The sequence below is a fragment of the Streptomyces acidiscabies genome (assembly GCF_020010905.1).
GTDB classification, from domain to species: domain Bacteria; phylum Actinomycetota; class Actinomycetes; order Streptomycetales; family Streptomycetaceae; genus Streptomyces; species Streptomyces acidiscabies.
On record NZ_JAGJBY010000001.1, the window covers coordinates 3,696,478 to 3,717,559 of the forward strand.

General features: G+C 73.5%; 14 protein-coding genes. 9 read left to right on the forward strand and 5 right to left on the reverse strand.

The annotated features are described in order from the left end of the window. The first annotated feature begins 5 nt into the window (after positions 1 to 5). The 3 genes from J8M50_RS17195 to J8M50_RS17205 all read left to right on the forward strand — a co-directional run bounded on the left by J8M50_RS17195 (position 6) and on the right by J8M50_RS17205 (position 7,059). On the forward strand, positions 6 to 1,532 hold the full coding sequence (locus J8M50_RS17195; protein WP_010358006.1) for a hypothetical protein: 1,527 nt from the start codon (positions 6 to 8) through the stop codon (positions 1,530 to 1,532). 18 nt (positions 1,533 to 1,550) lie between these two features. Further along, the gene (locus J8M50_RS17200) at positions 1,551 to 2,429 is read left to right on the forward strand and encodes a hypothetical protein (RefSeq protein WP_010358007.1); all 879 of its coding nucleotides are present in this window, start codon (positions 1,551 to 1,553) and stop codon (positions 2,427 to 2,429) included. A gap of 79 nt (positions 2,430 to 2,508) precedes the next feature. Further along, positions 2,509 to 7,059, forward strand: a complete 4,551-nt coding sequence (locus J8M50_RS17205; RefSeq protein WP_059046947.1) for a coiled-coil domain-containing protein — start codon at positions 2,509 to 2,511, stop codon at positions 7,057 to 7,059. Between the two features lie 1,030 nt (positions 7,060 to 8,089). Here J8M50_RS17205 and J8M50_RS17210 read toward each other — a convergent pair. Continuing rightward, the gene (locus tag J8M50_RS17210) at positions 8,090 to 8,527 is read right to left on the reverse strand and encodes a hypothetical protein (protein WP_075662529.1); all 438 of its coding nucleotides are present in this window, start codon (positions 8,525 to 8,527) and stop codon (positions 8,090 to 8,092) included. Between the two features lie 418 nt (positions 8,528 to 8,945). Between J8M50_RS17210 and J8M50_RS17215 the strand changes: the two genes are divergently transcribed. The 4 genes from J8M50_RS17215 to J8M50_RS17230 all read left to right on the forward strand — a co-directional run bounded on the left by J8M50_RS17215 (position 8,946) and on the right by J8M50_RS17230 (position 13,440). Then, positions 8,946 to 11,621, forward strand: coding sequence for a nitrate- and nitrite sensing domain-containing protein (locus J8M50_RS17215; RefSeq protein ID WP_010360551.1), 2,676 nt, complete (start codon positions 8,946 to 8,948; stop codon positions 11,619 to 11,621). Beyond that, positions 11,618 to 12,058, forward strand: coding sequence for a roadblock/LC7 domain-containing protein (locus tag J8M50_RS17220; RefSeq protein WP_010360553.1), 441 nt, complete (start codon positions 11,618 to 11,620; stop codon positions 12,056 to 12,058). The genes J8M50_RS17215 and J8M50_RS17220 overlap by 4 nt, the downstream gene beginning before the upstream one ends. Position 12,059: 1 nt before the next feature. Continuing rightward, positions 12,060 to 12,455 carry a DUF742 domain-containing protein gene (locus tag J8M50_RS17225; protein WP_010360554.1) on the forward strand — a complete coding sequence of 132 codons (396 nt, stop codon included), beginning with the start codon at positions 12,060 to 12,062 and terminating at the stop codon, positions 12,453 to 12,455. A gap of 379 nt (positions 12,456 to 12,834) precedes the next feature. Beyond that, positions 12,835 to 13,440: a GTP-binding protein gene (locus J8M50_RS17230; RefSeq protein ID WP_010360555.1), complete on the forward strand. Its 606-nt coding sequence runs from the start codon at positions 12,835 to 12,837 to the stop codon at positions 13,438 to 13,440. A gap of 67 nt (positions 13,441 to 13,507) precedes the next feature. On the opposite strand, the gene glpK is transcribed toward J8M50_RS17230, so the two are convergent. The 3 genes from glpK to J8M50_RS17245 form a co-directional block, all read right to left on the reverse strand. Then, positions 13,508 to 15,010, reverse strand: coding sequence for a glycerol kinase GlpK (gene glpK / locus J8M50_RS17235; RefSeq protein WP_010360556.1), 1,503 nt, complete (start codon positions 15,008 to 15,010; stop codon positions 13,508 to 13,510). 519 nt (positions 15,011 to 15,529) lie between these two features. Continuing rightward, the gene (locus J8M50_RS17240; protein WP_010360557.1) at positions 15,530 to 16,720 is read right to left on the reverse strand and encodes a lipid-transfer protein; all 1,191 of its coding nucleotides are present in this window, start codon (positions 16,718 to 16,720) and stop codon (positions 15,530 to 15,532) included. After that, entirely contained in the window at positions 16,717 to 17,154 is a 438-nt protein-coding gene (locus J8M50_RS17245; RefSeq protein ID WP_010360558.1) for a Zn-ribbon domain-containing OB-fold protein, read from the reverse strand. The genes J8M50_RS17240 and J8M50_RS17245 overlap by 4 nt, the downstream gene beginning before the upstream one ends. A gap of 102 nt (positions 17,155 to 17,256) precedes the next feature. On the opposite strand from J8M50_RS17245, the gene J8M50_RS17250 reads away from it, so the two are divergent. Next, entirely contained in the window at positions 17,257 to 18,057 is an 801-nt protein-coding gene (locus J8M50_RS17250) for a M15 family metallopeptidase (protein WP_010360559.1), read from the forward strand. A gap of 47 nt (positions 18,058 to 18,104) precedes the next feature. Continuing rightward, positions 18,105 to 18,641, forward strand: coding sequence for an NUDIX domain-containing protein (locus tag J8M50_RS17255; protein ID WP_029184680.1), 537 nt, complete (start codon positions 18,105 to 18,107; stop codon positions 18,639 to 18,641). Here J8M50_RS17255 and J8M50_RS17260 read toward each other — a convergent pair. After that, positions 18,632 to 21,016, reverse strand: a complete 2,385-nt coding sequence (locus J8M50_RS17260; RefSeq protein WP_010360561.1) for a glycoside hydrolase family 31 protein — start codon at positions 21,014 to 21,016, stop codon at positions 18,632 to 18,634. The genes J8M50_RS17255 and J8M50_RS17260 overlap by 10 nt on opposite strands. Positions 21,017 to 21,082: the final 66 nt, after the last annotated feature.

Here is a 21,082-nt window from a genome sequence, read left to right on the forward strand (position 1 = left end):
GCACCGTGACTTCGCCTGCATCGACGGACCGCGTTCCGCCCCAGCTCAGCGCGGCGCCGCGTCCCGCACCGGGCCCGGCCGCTGACGAGGGCCTGGCGCGTCGGCTGCGTGCGCTCGCCTGCACGGCCCCGCTGCACGACCTGGACGCCCGCAAGGCCAATCTCGCGGGCGAGTACTCGGTGTACGGCATGGCGGAGATCGCCCTCTCGGCGATCGACCTGGTCACCCTGAACATGGACTTCGACACCGGCGCCGACCACGACCACGTCGTCGCCCGCCTGCTGCCCCGCATCGCCGCCCAGGCCCCCGAGCGCCCCGCCGCCGAGCACGAGCGCGTGGCCCGCTGGGTCCTGGAGAACCTGATCAACGTCGGCAGCGTCGACCGCGGCTTCCGCGCGGTGTACGGCACGTTCGCCGCCGACGGCAGCTATGTGCGCCGCGACTACGACTTCAAGCTCGTCGAGGAGGTCCCCGGCTTCGACGGCGCCGTCTACCTGCGGACGACGGACGAGGCGGTCAACGTCCTCGTCGGCGCCCTCGACACGGACGTCACCAGCGCGCAGATCGCCGCCGAGGTCAAGCTCGAAGTCCTCGTCCGGCGCGGCAGGCTCGCCGACGCGCAGCTCGCCGCCGAGCAGGCCCGCTACCGCACCGTGCAGTACTCCGAGACCCTCCGCCGCGCCCTGGAGGCGACCCGGCGCAACGTGCGCGCGGTCGACTGGCTGAACGCCGTACCGGACATGATCGCGGAGGCGCTCGACCACGTCGCCGACCGGTACCGCCACGAGAACGCGATCCTCACGAACATCCGCAAGGCACGCGACGAGATCGAGGACGCCGAGAACAAGCGCCGCGCCGCCGAACTCGTCGACATCGTCAAGGACTGCATCCGCCGCCACACGCAGTTGCAGTCGCGGCTCCTGGAGGCCGGCCCGCTGTTCCGCGCGGAACAGGACCGGCAGGCCTTCTCGACGCCCATGACGTCCTCCGGGATAGACCTCTACGGCCATCTCGTCGCGCCCGTGCTGCCGCTGCCGCTGGAACAGGCGAGCCGGGTCACCGGGGCGTTCTTCGCCAAGGGCGCCGGCATGCGCACGCCGGTCTCGGTACGGGTCGCCGACCTCGTCGAGATCCTGCTCACGCCCCCGGTCGAGCGCGAGAACCTCGGCGCGGAGATGCCCGAGCCGGACCTCATCGCCACCCCGGACGACAGCCGGTTCAGCGAGGAGCAGCTGACCGCCGCCAAGGCGCTCCTCGACCTCCCCGCCGACGCCCCCCGCAGGCTCTCCGGCCTGCTCGCCGAGGCCCGGCGCGCCGATACCGAACTGCCGTACCTGGTCGCCCTGCTGGCCGTGCACGCCGCCAGCCCGGCGGTGGGGACGGCCTACCGGCAGGGCGAGGAGAAACTGCTGTTCGCCGTGGACGACGGCACGGAACTGGACGACCCCGAATTCGGTGGCGCGGACCTGATCGTCGGAACCGCATTGTTGGACGCTGTTGGAATGGCCGCGGATCGGACCGAGGCGGCTTGATGTTCTGGAGTTCTTGTCGTGAATGAGCCCGTCGAGTGGAGTGAACCGGAAACTCCCGCACCTCAGGCACCCGCCCCCGTCACCCCCGCCGACGCGGCCGACGCCGCCCGGCTCGTCGCCTTCGGGCTCCAGCCGAAACTGCAGCCCGCGCGCGACCAGGAGTACGCCGAACTGCTGCGCCGCTACCGCGAGGACCCCGCCTTCGCGCGGCTCTCCGACGCCGTCGCCACCGGACTCGGCCTCGTCGTCCTGGAGGTGTCCCCGCGCGCGGGGATGGCCGTCACCGCCGGCGAGGACTCCGTGTTCGCGATCCGGATGGGCGACTACGCGCGTCGCACCTCCGCCGACGGCAGCGACCGCTTCCTGCACGGCCTCGCCCACCTCGCCGTCGCCGCCCTGGCCTTCCCCCGCCCGGAGGACCTCGCCGACGACGTGTACATCGGCCGCGTCAGCGTCCACGGCGTCGACGCCTTCGTACGGCAGGCCTGCCGGCGCCTGGAGGAGCGAGCCGCCGAGGACGGCGAGAACACCGACCCGGCGACCGACGCGCCCGGCCTGGAGTCCGCCTGGCGCGTGTGGACGCGCCGCAGCGCCACCGGCGCCACGAAGGACGCCCGCCGCCTCGCCGGGTCCACCACCGGCATCGTCGGCAAGGCCGTCGCCTTCCTCACCGACTCCGGGTTCCTCCAGCGCACCGGCGACGACAACGGCGGCACCTACCGCACCACCGCCCGCTATCAGCTCCAGGTACGGGACATGGCCGGCAGCGCCGCCCTCGCCGAACTGCTGGAACTCGGCGTCGTGCCGGTGACCGACGGCACACCGACGCTGATGCCCGCCGAGGAGACCGAGGACCTGGACCTGGTGGCCGACGCCGGACTGCCGTTCCACGCGTGAACCGTTTGTGCCTCCGAAAACGATCCACTGACAAACCCTGCCGACGATCCACCACCGAGATTCAACGACGAGAGCCGCCATGTACGAGCTGTCCCGGGTCCGCCTCTACTCCATCGGCCCAGCCGGTGCGCGCTATGCCGACACCGTGCTCGACCTGCGCGGGGTGGGCGACGTGGTGCCCGACCCCGCGCCCACCCAGGCGGAGTTCTTCCAGGACGAGCCCATCGGCCCGCCGCGCCGCCCCGCACCCGCGGGCGTGCTGTTCCTGGAGAACGGCGGCGGCAAGTCCGTCCTGCTCAAGCTGATCTTCTCGGTGATGCTGCCCGGCCACCGCAACACCCTCGGCGGCGCCTCCTCCGGCGTCCTGCGCAAGTTCCTGCTCGCCGACGACTGCGGACACGTCGCCCTGGAGTGGCAGCACGTCCTGACCGGCGAGTGCGTCGTCGTCGGCAAGGTCAGCGAATGGCGCGGACGGCAGGTCTCCAACGACCCCCGCAAGTTCGCCGAGGCCTGGTACTCCTTCCGGCCGGGCCCCGGCCTCTCCCTGGACAGCCTGCCGGTCGCCGAGTCCACCGCCGTACGCGCGCCCGTGGAGGGCGCCTCCGGGGCGCAGGGACGCCGCCGGACCATGAAGGGGTTCCGGGACGCCGTCACCGACGCCGACAAGGCGTACCCGCACCTGGAGGTCCACTGGGAGGAGATCCACGACCGGTGGGTCGAGCACCTCACCGAGCTGGGCCTCGACCCCGAACTCTTCCGCTACCAGCGCGAGATGAACGCCGACGAGGGCGAGGCCGCCGGCCTCTTCGCCGTCAAGAAGGACTCCGACTTCACCGACCTGCTGCTGCGCGCCGTCACCGACACCCGGGACACCGACGGCCTCGCCGACCTCGTCGGCGGCTTCGGCAACAAGCTCGGCCGACGCGCCGAACTCATCGCCGAACGCGACTTCACCGCTGGGTCGGTCGACCTCCTCGGCCGGATCGTCGAGGCCGCCGACACCCGCGCGCGTACGCGGGAGGTCCACTCCGCCGCCGAGCGCCGTACGCGCGCGCTGGCGCGCCGGCTGTCCGCGCGCGGCGTCCAGGAACGGGCACGCGCCGCCGACCTCGCCCAGCGGGTGACGGCCGCCGCCTACGCTGTCACCCACTCCGAAGGCGCCCGCGAACGCAGCGCGCTGACCGCCGCCGAACTCGCCTTCCGGCACGCCTCCCTGGCACTCGCCGCCGCCGAGAAGTCAGCCGCCGCCCAGAAGCGCGAACTGGCCGACGCCCGCACCCTGTACTCCGCCTGGCAGGCCGCCGAAGCCGCCCTGCGCCACCGCGCCGCCACCGACCGCGTCACGCGCGTGTCCGCCGCGATCCAGGAGGCCGAACGGGACGCCGCCCCGGCGCTCGCCGCGCGCGCGAAGGCCGCCGTCGACCTCGTCCGCGCCCTGCACGCCGCCGCCGAGAGCGCCGAGGCCCTCGCCAACGAGGGCGAGGAACGCTCGGCGGCCCTCCAGGACGTCAGCGAGACCGCCTACCGGGACAACACCACCGCCGCCACCGAGGCCCAGCGCGCCCGCAGCGAGGCCCAGCACCTGCGCCAGCGCCTCACCGAGGTCGAGCAGGAGATCGCCGAGGCCGTCCGCGCCGGCTGGCTCGACGACAGCTCCCCCGACGCCGACCCCGCGCGCGCCGCCCTCGCCGCCAGCGACGCCGAGAAGAGCGCCGTCGCCGCCTGGGACACCGCCCGCGAAGCCGCCCGCCGGGCCGCCGAGACGGCCCGCGAGACCGCCTCCGCCGAGTCCCGCGCCGAACTGACCGCCGCCCGCGCCGCCGACGCCTCCACGGCCGCCGGACGCTCGTACGAGGCCGAACAGCGCATCGCCGAGGCGCTCGCCGCCGAGGAACGGCTCGCCGAACTCCTCAGCAGCGAACCGCTGTCCGCCGCCGACCTCGACCGGTACGCGGACGAACTGCGCGGACTCCTCGACGACGCCGTCACCTCCGCCGAACGCCACCTCTTCGACCTGCGCACGGCCGCCGCCGACGACGCCCGCATCCTCGGCGCCCTCGGCGACGGCGGCCTTCTGCCGCCCGGCCCCGACGTGCTGGCCACCGTCGAGTTCCTCGGCGAGCACGGCATCCCCGCCCTGCCCGGCTGGCGCTACCTCGCGCAGTCCGTCGACCCCACCGACCACGCGCGCGTGCTGGGCGCCCGCCCCGAACTCGTCGACGGCGTCATCATCACCGACCCCGGATCGCACCTGCGCGCACGCGAGGCGCTCTCCGAAGCCGCCCTGCTGCCCCGCTCCACGGTCGCCGTCGGCACCGCCGCCGCCCTGCTCGCCCCCACGCCCTCCGGCCAGGACGACAGCGTCTTCCTCGTCCCCCCGAACCCCGCCATGCACGACGAGCACGCCGCCGACGAGGAACGGCAGGCCCTGCGCGCACGGGCCACCGCCCGCGACGAGGAGATCCGCACCCTCGCCGCCCGCCTCGGCAAGGACCGCGAACTGTCCGCGCGGCTCGCGTCCTGGCGTACCGGCTGCCCCGCCGGACGGCTCGTCGAGATGGAACGGGCCGCCGAGGAGGCCCGCGCCTTCGCCGAGGAGTCGGAAGCCGAACTCGCCGAGGCACGCGTCGCGCGCGCGGAGGCCGAGGAGACCTCCGCCGAGGCCGCCCAGGTCCGCGACGAGAAGCAGGAGGCCGCCCAGAAGGCCCGCCGCGCCGCCGACGCCCTCGCCGGGCTCGCCTTCCGCCTGCGTGAGCGCGCCGGCTGGCAGGTACGGCTGCGCGAACTCGCCGACGAGGCCACCGAGTCCGAGGCCCGCGCCCAGACGTGCCTGGAACGCGCCCGCGCCGCCGACGAGGACCGGCGCGGCGCCCAGCGCGCCGCCGACGACGCCCGCCGTACCGCCCGCGCGCTGCGCGCCGAACGCTCCGAGATCGCGGGCGCCCCCGACGACGTCCCCGAGGACGGCTCCCAGGCTTCCGAAGCGTCTCTGCCGGCGCTCAGGGAGGCCTACCGGGCCGCCTCGCAGCTGTACGAGAAGGTCGGTGTCGGCGCCGACCTCAGGGCCGAACAGGCGCGCGCGGAGAGCGACGAGAGCGCCGCCCGCGCGGAACTCGACCGGCTCAGCAACAAGGTCCGCACGCGCGCGGAACAACTCCTCCAGTCGCCCGACGGCTCCGACGGGCCCTCCCGGCAGGCCGCCTCCGCGCGCGCGGAGGAGCTCGTCCAGCTCCTGGAGACCCGCGTGTCCACCGCCAGCGAACAGCTCGGCCGACTGCGCGGTGAGCACGAACGCCTCGCCCCCGAGGAGGGCGAGGAACACACCGGACTGTCCGAGGAACTCGTCCCGCGCGCCGCCGAGCACGCGCAGGCACTGCTGCGCACGGCCACCGCCGAACTCGCCGCCCGCACCGAGGCGCTCGCCCAGGCGCGGGACGCGCACGCCGAACTCCTCGCCGCGCACCGCACCGCCGAGGACGGCGCCGGCGGCTTCGACGAGGTCGCCGCGATGCTCCGCGACCTGCTGCGCGAACACGTCTCCGACGACGACCAGGAGACGCCCGAGCCCTATCCCGGGTCGCTGGAGGACGCCCGTGCGTCGGCCGCCGAGACCCGGCGCGCCCTGCGCGGCTGCGCGGGCGACCTGTCCGCCGCCGACGCCGCCGTACGCGAAGCGAGCGATGTCCTCGTCCGGCACGCCAACTCCACGCGGTACGAACAGGTACGCACGCCCGCGCGCCAGCAGATCCGCGAGCTGCCCGCGTCCGCGCTGCCCGAGCACGCGCAGAAGTGGGCCGACGCGTTCGCCCCGCGCCTGCGTGTGCTCACCGACGAACTGGCCCAGCTGGAGCGCAACCGCGACTCCATCGTGGACCGGCTGCGCGGGCTCGTGGAGTCCGCGCTGGCGACCCTGCGGTCGGCTCAGCGGCTCTCCCGGCTGCCCGAGGGGCTCGGCGAGTGGTCCGGGCAGGAGTTCCTGCGGATCCGGTTCGAGGAGCCCGACCAGGCGACGCTCACGGAACGCCTCGGCGAGGTCGTGGACGACGCCACGCGGGCCGCCGTCAAGAAGAACTCCGACCTGCGGCGCGACGGCATGTCCCTGCTCCTGCGCGGGGTCGGCGCCGCCCTCCAGCCCAAGGGGGTCGCCGTCGAGATCCTCAAGCCCGACGCCGTCCTGCGCGCCGAGCGGGTGCCCGTCGGGCAGATGGGCGACGTCTTCTCCGGCGGGCAGCTCCTCACCGCCGCCATCGCCCTGTACTGCACGATGGCCGCACTGCGCTCCAACGACCGGGGCCGCGACAAGCACCGGTACGCCGGCACGCTCTTCCTCGACAACCCGATCGGCCGCGCCAACGCGACGTACCTGCTGGAGCTCCAGCGCGCTGTCTCGGACGCCCTAGGCGTCCAGCTCCTCTACACGACGGGACTGTTCGACACGACCGCCCTCGCCGAGTTCCCGCTCGTCATCCGACTGCGCAACGACGCCGACCTGAGGGCCGGACTGAAGTACATCACCGTCGAGGAACACCTCCGGCCCGGGCTGCCTCGGGAGACTCCTGCGGGGGAGGCGGCGCATACGGAGATCACGGCTACGCGGATGTACAAGAGGCCGGTGGCGAGCGGGGGGTAGGGCGGCGTTCTTCGGTGGGCCTGGGGAGGGGGGGCAAGAGGCCGGGCGCGGTTGTTGGGGGCCCTCCGTGGTCAAGGGGGGGGCGGGCACGGCTGTTGGGAGAGCTGTGGCCAAGGGGTTGTTCGGGCGCGGCTGTTGGAGGGCGCCGTGGACAAGATGTGGTTCGGGCACAGCTGGTTGGGGTGGGAGAGGGCGGCTCTGGTGGGGAGCCCTGCCCAAGAGGGGGGTCCGGGGGCGGGCGCTGGGCGGAAGAAGGCGCGGCTGTTGGAGGACGTGCGGAAGCAAGAGCCTTGTCCCGGGCCGGAGTCGGGCTTGCTCAGGGATCGGCCCGGGGAGCCAGTCAGCGTGTTGTCTCTGGGCTCCCGGGCGGTGCCAGGAACCGTTCTGGGAGCGGGGTGTTTCCTGGGCGGGCCGACCGAGAGGGACACTCTCCCGGCGGGGGCCGAACCAGCCCAGCGGGACGCCCTCCTGGGGGGGGCGGACCGGCCGAGCGCACCTCGTGAGATCGACCCCGCCGAGCGCGACACCCTCCAGGGGATCGGCGAGCCTTTCAAGGACGTCCTCCCCGGGACCAGGTCGGCCTAGCACGGCGCCCTCTCGGGCACCCCCTTGTTGAGACCGAACCCGCCAAGCCCGACGCCCTCCCGACAGCCGAAGCGGCTGAATAGACGCGCCCTGCGCTAGCCCGCCCGCACCAGGACCCCAAGCCTGAAACCAGCCGTTTCCCCGGGATCCGACCCGAGCCGCGCGCCCCCGCCGGACCGCCCACACGCGGGAAACCCCGCCCAGGAACCGCCTCTAAGGAAACCCCTTCCAGGGGCGGCCAGTTGAGACACCCCCTCAGGATCGGCCGAGATGAGACCCCTCCCGGCTCCGCCGAACGAGGTCCCCACCTCCCCAGAGGCCGACACGAACCACCGACGCGCCCATCCTCGCCCCGCCAGCCCGCCCCCGGCGCTGCGGGAGCCGACCCTGCGCCCCGCGTAAGGGAGCACAGGCCCGTCGCACCCCCGCCCCGCCAGAACTCCCCTCAGGGATGCGACAGTTGCCCCGCCCCACCCTGCTGCCGCCGTATCCGCTCCTGCGCCCGCTCCGCGGCCCGCGCCTCGCGGCGGGCCAGTCGGCGTTCGCGGCGCAGGGAGCGCGCCGTGCTGCTGGGGGCGGAGACGACGCCGTAGCGCTGGTTCCAGACCTGGCGGGTCACCCAGACGTCGAGGGCGGCCCAGGTCGCGACGACCGTACTGGCGACGCTGCTGATCACCATGGGGAACGCCAGCCAGGACTCGGCCATGGTGCAGAAGAACGCGACCATCGCCTGGAGCATCGTCACGGCGATGATCAGGACCGCCCGGACCGCCGCCGTCCGCACCGGATCCGGCATCCGCCGCCGCTTGGCGGGCTCCTCCACCCACAACGACCGCGCCCGGGGCCGCTGTTGTCGGTTCTGACTGCTCTGCGCCGTGCCCATCACGTGTCACACTCCCCACCGCCGGCCGACCCCTCGCCCGGTCCGAAGACCGGGTTCCCCAGTGGTTGCCCGGCTTGCGCTCATTTACGCCGCCGAGGTGCGGCATGCGGCCCATGTGGCCGGTTCCGCTCCCCATTCCCGATGAGTAGGACGAACGAGACGCCCGAAAGATTCCCAAGCGCCGACAAATTCTCGCCAACCCCGGAAGGGAACAGTTTGGCCACGGCCGCGTCACCGGCGTCCGATTCCTGACGGCAATCTCCCGCAATGCCCGGACAACTCCCCACGCCCCGACCTGGGAGCGGAAGTTCGGCCCCCGGACTCGTCTTCGAGTTGCCTATGGGTCGGTAGTAGGCTCGCGGCGTTTGTTGACGCACATCCGTACCCCGGTCAGACGGGGTCCGAGCTGGGGGAGGCCATGCGCTTTCGCGGGAAGTCGATCCGCAGGAAGATCGTGGCGCTTCTCCTCGTGCCGCTCGTTTCCCTGACGGCGGTCTGGGGGTTCGCCACGGTCCTCACCGGCCGTGAGGCGAGCCGTCTCTTCACGGTCTCGTTCCTAATGGAGAAGGTCGGGTACCCCCTGGAGGACACCGTCAGGGTCATCCAGCAGGAACGCCGCCAGACCCTCGTCTACCTCGCCGACCCCGACGCGGAGAACGCCCTCGCGGCCCTGCGCCGTACGCGCTCGGCGACGGACGAGGCGTTCACCGAGATCCGGAGCAACACCGAGGACCCGGACCTGCGCGACAGCCTCGACCAGGACGACGTCGAGAGCCTCACCACCGTCCTGGACGCCTTCGACGGCGTCGCCTCCCTGCGCCGCGGCGTGGAGGACGGCACCCTGGACCGCGGCCAGGCCCTCGACCAGTACAACCGCCTGATCGACCCCTGCTACACGCTGCTGGCCAAGCTGGACGTCGTCGACAGCGTCGAGATGGACAAGCAGTACCGCGCCCTCGTCGCCGTCGCCCGCGCGCGGGAGCTGCTCTCCCGCGAGGACGCCCTCCTCGGCTCGGCCCTCGTGAGCGGCAAGATCGGCCACGAGGAGAGCCGGGTCGTCTCCGACCTCCAGGCCCAGCGGCAGGTCATCTACCAGATCAGCCTCCCGCAGCTGCCGGACGCCGAGCAGGACCGCTACGAGAGCTTCTGGTCCGGCGCCGGCACCGCGCCCCTGCGCAGCGCCGAGAGCGAAGCCATCGACGCGATGGAGGACGGCGGCGTCCCCAAGGGCGTCACCGCCCGCAGCTGGGACACCGCCGCCGGCGGCGTCCTGGAGCAGCTCGGCACGCTCGACGAACAGGCCAACGACCGCTACCAGGACCGCGTCCGCCCGGTCGCCGTCGAGGTCATCGTCAAGGCCGTCGTCGCCGGCGTCTTCGGCCTGATCGCGCTGCTCCTGTCGCTCTTCCTGTCGGTCCGCATCGGCCGCGCCCTCATCCGCGACCTGCGCCAGCTGCGCCTGGAGGCCCACGAGGCGTCCGCCGTACGGCTGCCCAGCGTGATGCGCCGGCTGTCCGCGGGCGAGCAGGTGGACGTGGAGACCGAGGTCCCCCACCTGGAGTACGACAAGAACGAGATCGGCGAGGTCGGCCAGGCCCTCAACACCCTCCAGCGCGCGGCCGTCGAGGCCGCCGTCAAACAGGCCGAACTGCGCTCCGGCGTCTCCGAGGTCTTCGTGAACCTCGCCCGCCGCAGCCAGGTCCTGCTGCACAAGCAGCTCACCCTGCTCGACACGATGGAACGCCGTACGGAGGACACCGAGGAACTCGCGGACCTGTTCCGCCTGGACCACCTCACCACGCGCATGCGCAGGCACGCCGAGGGCCTCGTGATCCTCTCCGGCGCCGCCCCCTCCCGGCAGTGGCGCAAGCCCATCCAGCTCATGGACATCGTGCGCGCGGCCGTCGCCGAGGTCGAGGACTACGAGCGCATCGAGGTACGCCGCCTGCCGCGGATCGCCGTCACCGGGCCCGCCGTCGCCGACCTCACCCACCTCGTCGCCGAGCTGCTGGAGAACGCCACGGTGTTCTCCCCGCCGCACACGGCCGTCCAGGTGCTCGGTGAGCGCGTCGCCAACGGCTTCACCCTGGAGATCCACGACCGGGGCCTCGGCATGACCCCGGAGGCGCTCCTGGACGCCAATCTGCGGCTCGCGGAGACCCCCGAGTTCGAGCTGTCCGACACCGACCGGCTCGGCCTGTTCGTGGTCAGCCGGCTCGCCCAGCGGCAGAACGTCCGCGTCTCCCTCCAGATGTCGCCGTACGGCGGGACGACGGCCGTCGTGTTCATCCCGGAGACGCTCCTCACGGACGACGTCCCGGACACCAACGGCATCGGCTTCCGCCTCGACCGCCCGCGCACGCCGAAGGACAAGAAGGAACTCCCGGTCCAGCTCCCGGGCATGCCCGCGCCGGTCCTGGACGGCCCCGTCGAGCTGGAGGCGCCGGTCGGCCTGGACTTCCCGCTGGCCGAGGACGACGCCCCCTTCGGCCGCCGGCGCGCCGACCGCGAGCCCGCTCCCGTCGCGGAGCTGCCCTCGCGCCGTACGCCCAAACTGGTCAGCTCGCACGGCCGTCCGGTCGGCGAGGACCCGCGCACGCGTACGGACGACAACGGCTACCCGGCGTCCCACGAGTCGCCCTGGGACCAGGGAGCCGGTGACTCCCTCACCCCGCTGCCCTCGCGCCGCAGGGGCGCCTCCAGCCACCAGCCGCGCGAGGACGAGCCGATGCCGGGCGTACCCGGCCGCGGCTTCGGGGAGAGCGACCGGCACTTCCCCGAGACGGCCCTCCCGCGCCCGGAGGCCGTCACGCCGCTGCGTCCGGAGACCCCGGGCACGCGCCCCGAAGCCGCCCCCGGAACGGGCCCGCTGCCGCGCCGCGTCCGGCAGGCCAACCTGGCCCCGCAGCTCCGCCAGAGTTCCGCTTCGCGCACCGAGGACCGGACCGACCTCGCCGACCGCGACGCCGACCAGGTACGCAACCGTATGGCCTCGCTCCAGCGCGGCTGGCAGCGCGGGCGCGAGGAGAACGCCGAGGGCGACGACGCCCACGGCACAGCACCACGAGGAACGACAAAGGGGGACGGTCGATGACCGCACCGAAGACGAGCGGCCACACGCCCGAGCAGCGCGAGCTGAACTGGCTCCTCGACGAGCTCGTCGGCCGCGTCGCCAGCATCCGCAAGGCCGTCGTGCTCTCCGGGGACGGCCTGCCCACCGGGGTCTCCCAGGACCTCACCCGCGAGGACAGCGAGCACCTGGCCGCCGTCGCCTCCGGCTTCCACAGCCTCGCCAAGGGCGTCGGCCGGCACTTCGACGCGGGCAGCGTCCGCCAGACCCTCGTCGAGCTCGACGACGCGTTCCTGTTCGTCACCGCCGCCGGCGACGGCAGCTGCCTCGCCGTCCTCGCGGACGCGGACTCCGACGTCGGCCAGGTCGCGTACGAGATGACCCTGCTGGTCAAGCGGGTCGGCGTGCACCTGGGGACCGCGCCGCGCACCGACCTGCCGTCCGGCGGGCCTGTGGGATGACATGAGCACAGACGGTCAGGGAACGAAGCACTGGTTCGACGACGAGGCGGGCCCCGTCGTGCGCCCGTACGCCATGACGCGCGGGCGCACGAGCAGCCCGGGTCAGCACCGCCTCGACCTCATCGCCGTGGTCGTCGCCGAACCCGACGCGGGCGACCCGGAGGACGACCACGCGCTCTCCCCGGAGCACGTGGACATCGTCGGCCTGTGCCGCGTCGCCCCGCAGTCGGTCGCGGAGATCGCCGCGGAACTCGACCTGCCGATCGGCGTGGTCCGGGTGCTCATCGGGGACCTCGTGGACAAGAAGTTCGTCCATGTGAACCGTCCGGTGCCGCCTGCCGAGCTTCCCGACGAGAGCATCCTCCGCGACGTGATCACCGGCCTGCGGGCGCTGTGAACCGTGCGGGAACAACGGGGTGAGGACGTGAGCAGGCAGCCGCCGGCGGACCGGGCGAGCGGCGCGCCCGCCCCGGCCCCGCGCCGCCCGACACGGCCGTACGACGCTCTCCCGGCCGCCTCCGGGATTCCCCGCCCGTTACGGGTCCCCCCTTCTCCACGACTCCTGTACGGTTCCGGAACCGCCCTCCCGCGCGCGTGCGTCGTACAGGCGCGGCGCAGGCCGCCCGGCGCAGCCGTCCCCGGATCCCCGCGACGGCCCTCGGCCGGTCCACGAACCCCTTCGGCACGGTCGTCGGACCCGGCGGCAGCGAGAGACCCGGCGGCACGGGCCACGGCCGACCGCCTCCCCCCATCCCAGCAAGCAGGAGAAGTGAACGATGATCTTCGGGCGTTCTGAGCGCGGGAAGCCGCCGGTCGAGCCCGTCACGCTCAAGATCCTGGTCGCCGGCGGCTTCGGCGTCGGCAAGACCACCCTCGTCGGCGCGGTCAGCGAGATCAGGCCGCTGCGCACCGAGGAGATCCTCACCGAGGCGGGCCGCCCGGTCGACGACACCACCGGGGTGGAGAGCAAGCACACCACCACCGTCGCCATGGACTTCGGGCGCATCACCCTGCGCGAGGACCTCACCCTGTACCTGTTCGGGACGCCCGGCCAGGAGCGGTTCTGGTTCATGTGGGACGAGCTGACCGAGGGCGCGCTGGGCGCGGTGGTCCTCGCGGACACCCGCCGCCTGGAGGACTGCTTCGCCGCCGTCGACTACTTCGAACGGCGCTCCATACCGTTCATCATCGGCGTCAACTGCTTCGAGGGCGCGGCCCGTTACCCGATCGAGGCGGTCCGCCAGGCGCTCGACCTGGACGACAGCATCCCGGTCCTCCTGTGCGACGCGCGCGACCGGCGCTCCGTCAAGGACATCCTCGTCGGCGTCGTCCAGCACGCGATGGACTTCGGCACGCGCCGCCGGCACACCGTCGGGACCTGAGCCGTGCGGACCTGAGCGGCCCGTACCCCCGCCGACCGGGGTACGGGCCGCGGTTCATGAGGGGGTGTCACTCCTCCAGCCAGCCCAGGCTCCGGTCCACCGCGCGGCGCCAGTTGCGGTACTCGCGCGTGCGTACGGACGCGTCCATGGCCGGCGTCCAGCGCGCGTCCTCGCGCCAGTGCGCGCGCAGTTCGTCGAGGCCGTCCCAGACGCCGGTGGCGAGACCGGCCGCGTACGCCGCTCCCAGGCACGTCGTCTCCGACACGCGCGGGCGGATCACCGGGACGTCCAGGACGTCCGCCTGGTGCTGCATCAGCAGGCCGTTGCGGGTCATCCCGCCGTCCACCTTCAGGGACGTGATGGCGACCCCGGAGTCCTGCCGCATGGCGTCCACGACCTCGCGCGTCTGCCAGCTCGTCGCCTCCAGCACCGCGCGCGCGAGGTGCGCCTTCGTGACGTACCGGGTCAGACCGGTGACGACCCCGCGCGCGTCGGAGCGCCAGTACGGCGCGAACAGCCCCGAGAAGGCGGGTACGACGTAGGCGCCGCCGTTGTCCTCGACGCTCGCGGCGAGGGGCTCGATCTCGTCGGCGCTGTGGATGATGCCGAGCTGGTCGCGGAACCATTGGACGAGCGCGCCCGTTATGGCTATCGAGCCCTCCAGGCAGTACACCGGGGCCTCGCCGCCGATCTTGTAGCCCAGCGTCGTCAGCAGCCCGTGCTTCGAGGGCACCGGCCGGTTGCCGGTGTTGAGCAGCAGGAAGCTTCCGGTGCCGTAGGTGTTCTTCGCGTCGCCCGCCGCGTAGCACGCCTGGCCGAAGACGGCCGCGTGCTGATCGCCGAGCGCGGAGGCGACCGGTACGCCCGCCAGCCGGCCCACGGCGGTGCCGTACACCTCGGCCGAGGAGCGGATCTCCGGGAGCACGGCCTCGGGGACGCCCATCGCGGCCAGCAGGGCGGGGTCCCACTGGAGGGTCTCCAGGTTCATCAGCATCGTGCGGCCGGCGTTGGTGACGTCGGTGACGTGCCGGCCGCCGTCGGGGCCGCCGGTGAGGTTCCAGATCAGCCAGGAGTCGATCGTCCCGAAGGCGATCTCGCCGCGTTCGGCGCGGTCGCGCAGTCCGGGGACGTGCTCCAGGAGCCAGGCGACCTTGGGGCCCGAGAAGTAGCTCGCGAGCGGCAGTCCGGTGCGGTCACGGAAACGATCCTGCCCGTCCGTGCCGCCGAGCTGCGTACAGAGGTCGGCGGTGCGGGTGTCCTGCCAGACGATCGCGTTGTGAACGGGTTTGCCCGTTCCTCGATCCCACAGGACCGTCGTCTCGCGCTGGTTCGTGATCCCGAGGGCCGCGATCTGATCGGCCCGCAGTCCCGCCTTGGCGAGCGCCCCGGCGACCACCGCCTGGGTCCGTGCCCAGATCTCGGTCGCGTCGTGCTCCACCCAGCCGGGTTTCGGGAAGATCTGCCGGTGCTCGCGCTGGTCCACGGCGACGATCGCGCCGTCGTGGTCGAAGACGATGCAGCGGCTGGACGTGGTGCCCTGGTCGATCGCGGCGACGTACCGCTCCGTCATGGCTGCCTCCTCAGGGGGCCGCGTTGCGGACGATCCCGGCGGCGTGACTCCCGCCGGAGGCCTGCGGGGAGGACGGCTCCTCGTCGCTTCGGACGGCGTCCCGCGCGCCGGTCCCCGGCGGTACCGACCTCTCCGTTGCGCATGGCGTCTCCCGGGCCCGGTGCTCCGGCCTGGGCAGGTTCCCGCTCCCCGCCCGGTGTCCGTGACGAGCGTGCCGTCGCATCGGGGGAGTGCGGACAGCGCCCACACGGCGGCATGCCGGGACACGCCGAGAATGTACGGCGATGTCACCCGACACCGGGAAGTTTTCACCGCCCCTGAGGGACCGTCAAGAAGGCGGGCACGGGATGTGTACGAGGCCGGCGACGCTGCCGGGCCCGGACCGGGCCGTGGAGAGCGACAGGGTGACCGGCCGGCCGGCGTGCCCGCGAACACGTCGACGTGCAGCGCCGGCAGCGCCTCCCGGCGCGCGCAGGTCGATGAGACGTTCACGCGGGTTTCCGGCCACATCGCGCCCGCTCACCGCACCGCCACCACCGCCGACCCGTGCCCGAACAGCCCCTGGTTCGCGGTGATCCCCACGCGCGCGCCCGCCACCTGCCGCTCACCGGCCTCGCCGCGCAACTGCCAGGTCAGCTCGCACACCTGGGCGATCGCCTGCGCCGGCACCGCCTCCCCGAAGGAGGCCAGCCCGCCGCTGACGTTCACCGGCGTCCGGCCGCCGAGCGCCGTCTCCCCGGCCCGCAGCAGCTTGGCGCCCTCGCCCTCGCCGCACAGCCCGAGGTCCTCGTACCACTGGAGCTCCAGGGCCGTCGACAGGTCGTACACCTCCGCCAGCGACAGGTCCCCGGGCCCGATGCCGGCCTCCTCGTACGCGGCCCGCGCGATGGACGCCCGCAGCGTCTCGCCGGACGGCTCGGCGCCCGCCGCGGAGTCGGTGGCGATGTCCGGCAGGTCCAGCACCCGCGTGGGGTACCGGGGCGTCACCGTCGACACCGCGCGGATGCGCACCGGCCTGCGGCTGCTGTGCCGGCGCGCGAACTCCGTCCCGGCCAGCACCAGGGCCGCGCCGCCGTCCGAGGTCGCGCAGATGTCCAGCAGCCGCAGCGGGTCGGCGACCACGGGGGAGGCCTCGACCTCCTCGGGCGTCACCCGCGCGCGGTAGCGGGCGTTCGGGTTCAGCGCCCCGAGGGCGGCGTTCTTCACCTTGACCCGGGTGAAATCCTCCAGCGTGTCGCCGTACACGGCCATGCGCCTGCGCGCGTACAGGCCGAAGTAGGCCGGGTTCGTCGCCCCGAGGAGCCGGAAGCGCAGCCAGTCCGGGTCGTCGGGGCGATCGCCCCCGGCCGGGCGGAAGAACCCCTTGGGCGCGGCGTCGGCGCCCACCACGAGCACCACCCGGGAGAGCCCGGCGAGGATCCGCGCCCGCGCCACGTCGATGGCCTGCGCACCGGACGCGCACGCCGCGTACACGCTCGTCACGCGCGCTCCCTGCCAGCCCAGCGCCCGCGCGAACGTCGCCCCCGCGACGAACCCCGGATAGCCGCCGCGCACCGTGTCCGCGCCGACGACCGTGTCCACGTCCCGCCAGTCGAGCCCCGCGTCGGCGAGCGCCGCCCGCGCGGCCGTCACGCCGTACTCCGTGAAGCCGCGCCCCCACTTGCCCCAGGGGTGCATGCCCGCGCCGAGCACGGCCACCTCCGCCGTCATGACCCCACCTCCACCGGCCGCCAGTTCCACGTCGTCCACACCGTCCCGGGTTCTTCGCTCAGCACCCCCGCCACTGCCTCGACCTCCGTCCCCACCGCCAGCTCACCCACTCCCACCCCGGGCGCCGCCTGCCCCAGCACCACCATCCGCTCCGCCTCCAGCTCTACCGCGACCAACGTGTACGGCTCCCACGGAAGTTCCCGGTCGCTCACGTAGGGTGACGGCGGCCGGTAGCGGCAGTCGGTGTACGACCAGACCCGGCCGCGCCGCGAGAGCGGCACCTCGGCCAGCTCGCCGCCCTCGCAGCCGGGGTTGCGGCAGTGGACGTCCTCCCGGGGGAAGAACACCGACGCGCACGCGCCGCAGCGCGTCCCGAGCAGTCTGAAATCGCCCCCGTCCCCGGTGAACCAGCCGTCCACCGCGGGCCTGCGCACGCGTGTCACGCGACCTCCCCGCACCATGATCTGACGGAACGTCAGGAGTCTGACACGGCCGCCCGCAAATGGGCAGGGCCCGGCAGGGGAAGTGTGCACGGCATGAGACGACCCTTCCGCGCCGCCCTCACCGCGCTCACCACCCTGCTCGCCGCGGCCCTCGCCCCCACCCCCGCCTCGGCCGCCACCGAACCGAAGGCCCCCGCCGACTTCGTCGCCCTGCGCGCGGTCGACCCGACGATCCGCCAGGAGATGCGCTACACCACCGTCCACAACTTTGTCGGCGAGCGCATCGACGGCTACCGCGAACCCCTGTGCATCCTCACCCGCCCCGCCGCCGAGGCCCTCCACCGCGCGCAGGCGCGCCTGCTGCGCAAGGGCTACACCCTCAAGGTCTACGACTGCTACCGCCCGCAGCGCGCGGTCGACCACTTCGTGCGCTGGGCCGAGGACCTCGACGACCAGGCGATGAAGGCCGAGTTCTACCCCGAGGTCGACAAGACCCGCCTCTTCACGGACGGTTACATCGCCGAGAAGTCAGGCCACAGCCGGGGCTCCACCCTGGACCTCACCCTCGTGAAGCTCCCGGCGTTCCCGACCCGCCCCTACGTCCCCGGCGAACCCCTGGTGTCCTGTCACGCGCCCCGAAGGGAGCGATTTCCCGACAACTCCGTCGACATGGGGACCGGATTCGACTGTTTCGACACCCTCTCCCACACGCTCGACCCGCGCGTGCAGGGCGTCCAGCGCGCCAACCGGCTGCTCCTGAAGAGCACCCTGGAGAGCCTCGGTTTCGTGAACCTCGCCGAGGAATGGTGGCACTACACCTTCAAGCCGGAGCCCTATCCGGACACGTACTTCGACTTCCCGGTGGCCACCGCATCGCTCACCAGAGGGGATTGAAACCGGTCGACGAGACGCCCTCCCCGCGATCAGATACAGTCCGCCGCGTGTCACAAACTCAGCACACCACTTCGAACTCCGCACGGGACAGCCACTGTTCGAGCTGCGGAGCCCCCTACGGGGAGGGCGTCACCGGCTGGCCCCGCATCTGCCCGGCCTGCTCCACCGTGCACTACCGCAACCCCCTGCCGGTCGGCATCGCCCTCCAGCCCGTGTACGACACCCAGGGCACCGCCCTGGTCGTCATCAGGCGGACCATCGAACCCGCGCGCGGGGGCATCGCCCTGCCCGGCGGCTACGTCGACGACCGCGAGGACTGGAAGCACGCCGTCATCCGCGAGCTCAAGGAGGAGACGGGCATCGACGCGGCGAGCCGTGACGTCCGCCTCGCCGACGCCATGAGCTCCCCCGACGGCCACCTCCTGCTGTTCGGCCTGCTCCCCGAGCGCCCCGCCGACCGCCTGCCGGCGTCCGCCGCCACCGACGAGACGGACGGCTGGCAGCTCCTGCGGCGCCCCGAGGAACTGGCCTTCCCGCTGCACACGATCGCCGTACGGGCCTTCTTCGAGGGCCGCTACATCTGAGCCGGTGGCCCGCCCGGCCCCCGCAGCCGCACCGGACAGGACGGTTCGAGCACGCCGTCCTCGTCCTCACGGCTCTCCCGCTCGACGACGACCCGCGCTCCCTCCCAACGGGTGACGTACCGCTCGATCTCCGGCTCGTCCCAGCCGTCGCCCGCGTCCCGCACCACCAGGCCGCCGCCCGTCCGCCCCCGGGCGGGCGCCCACACCTCCAGCTCCAGGCCGCCGTCCGCGCCCCGTACCGGGATCACCGCACCCGCGCGCGCGAGCACCGGGATCCGCCCCGCGGGCGCGTCCACCAGAACCTGCCCTGGCCCCTCGTACGCGCGCTCCGTCGCCGTGTCGTACCAGAGCCCCCTCGGCAGCTGCACCGCGCGCCGGTCCACGCCCGGCCCCAGCACCGGGGCGACCAGCAGACAGTCACCCAGCAGGAACGCGTCCTCGCAGTCCCGCAGCGCCCGGTCCTCCGGCGCGCCCCACCACAGGGGGCGCACGTATGGAGCCCCGGTACGCCGCGCCAGATGCGCCAGCGTCACGAAGTACGGCGACAGCCGACGCCGCTCCAGCAGCGCCTCGCGTGCGTGCGCCAGCACCTCGGGACCGAACTCCCACGGCTCCCGGCGCCCCGCCCTGATCGCCGCGTGCGTACGGAACAGCGGCAGATACGCGCCGAGCTGGAACCAGCGCAGGTACAGCTCCGGCGAGGGACTCCCGTCGAAGCCGCCGACGTCAGGGCCCGAGTACGGGATCCCGCACAGGCCGAGACCGAGCACCAGCGCCAGCGACGCCCGCAGCCCCGGCCAGCCCGTGGTGACGTCCCCCGACCAGGTCCCGCCGTACCGCTGCAAGCCCGCCCAGCCGGACCGGGAGAACACGAACGGCCGCTCATCCGGGACCAGCGCCCGCAGGCCCTCGTAGCCCGCCCTGGCCATGCACAGCGCGTACACGTTGTGCGCCTCGCGATGGTCGCCGCCGCGCCCCTCCAGGTCGTGCCGCGCCGAACGGGGCAGCGTCGTGTCCCCGAAGGCCGCGAACGACGTCGGCTCGTTCATGTCGTGCCAGAACCCCGAGAACCCCTGCGCCAGCCGCTCCGCGTACAGCTCGCCCCACCAGGCACGCACCCGCGCGTGCGTGAAGTCCGGGAACACCGACTCCCCGGGCCACACGACGCTCCGCACGACCCGCCCGGAGGCGTCTCGCACGAACGCGTCCAGGGCCGTCCCCGCGTCGTACACCTCGGTGCCGGGCTCCGCGCGCACGGCCGGGTCGACGATCGACACCAGCCGCACCCCGTCCCGCCGCAGCTCCTGCGCGAGCTTCGGGAGCTTCGGGAACCGCTCCTGGTCGACCGTGAACACCTGATGGCCGTCGAAGTGGTCGATGTCCAGGTGGACCGCGTCCAGCGGCAGCCCGTGCTCCCGGTAGCCGGCGACGACCCGCCGCACCTCCTGCTCGCTGCCGAAGCCCCAGCGCGCGTGGTGGTATCCGAGCGCCCAGGACGGCGGCAGCGCGGGCGCGCCCGTCAGCGACGCCCAGCCGAGCAGCACGCGCGCGGGAGTGCCGACGACGACCCAGCAGCGCAGCGGACCGCCCTCCGCCCGCACCTCGCACGACCCCGCCCGGTCGTGCCCCGAACCGGCCCCCTCCTCGCCCTCCCGGAGCGTCACCGTGCCGTCCCAGGACGTGTCGTGGAACACCAGGTGCGTGCCCGCGTCCGCGACGACCACCTGCACCGGCATCGTCAGGTACAGCGGATCGTCCCCGGGCCCGAACGAGCCGCCCGGGTCGGTGTTCCACAGCCGGTACGTCCCCGCGCGCAGGCGTGGCCCGCCCGCGCGCCCGCCCAGCCCGAAGAACCGCGCGTCCGCCGCCACCTCCGAACGCTGCATCCAGCGCGCCGGCCCCCCGTCCACCGGCTCCCACCAGCGCGGCGGCAGATCGCGCCGCAGCACCACGCCCCCGGGCGTGCACACCTCGATCGCACCGTGCCGCGACACCGAGACCGTCGCCCGCTCGGAGACCACCCGCCACCCGCCGTCCTTGTCGGGCTCCAGCACCGCGCGCGGGTCGGGCTCGGGCGTCCCTGCGAGCGCGTACGACGGCTCCGGCTCTGCGCCGTCCCAGCCCCAGAACACCGCCCCGTTGACCGCGACCATGATCCGCAGCTCGGACCGCTCGAACCGCACGATGCCCCCGCCGGGCCCCGGCCGCGCCTCCCGCACGGGCCCGGGCACCCGTGCCCGCTCCGCGCCCCTCGGCGGCAGCCCAGAGGCGTCCGTACGCCTCCTGCGCCACGCCGCGCGTACGGTGCGCAACCCCTGGGCCGCCCCCACCGAACCGACCGCCTTCATCGAACGCACCAGGTCACGACCGTTCATGCTGCTCACCCTGCCATTTGCCGCTTCCCGCGCGCGTGCCGTTCAACTTCCGTTCACCCGCGACGG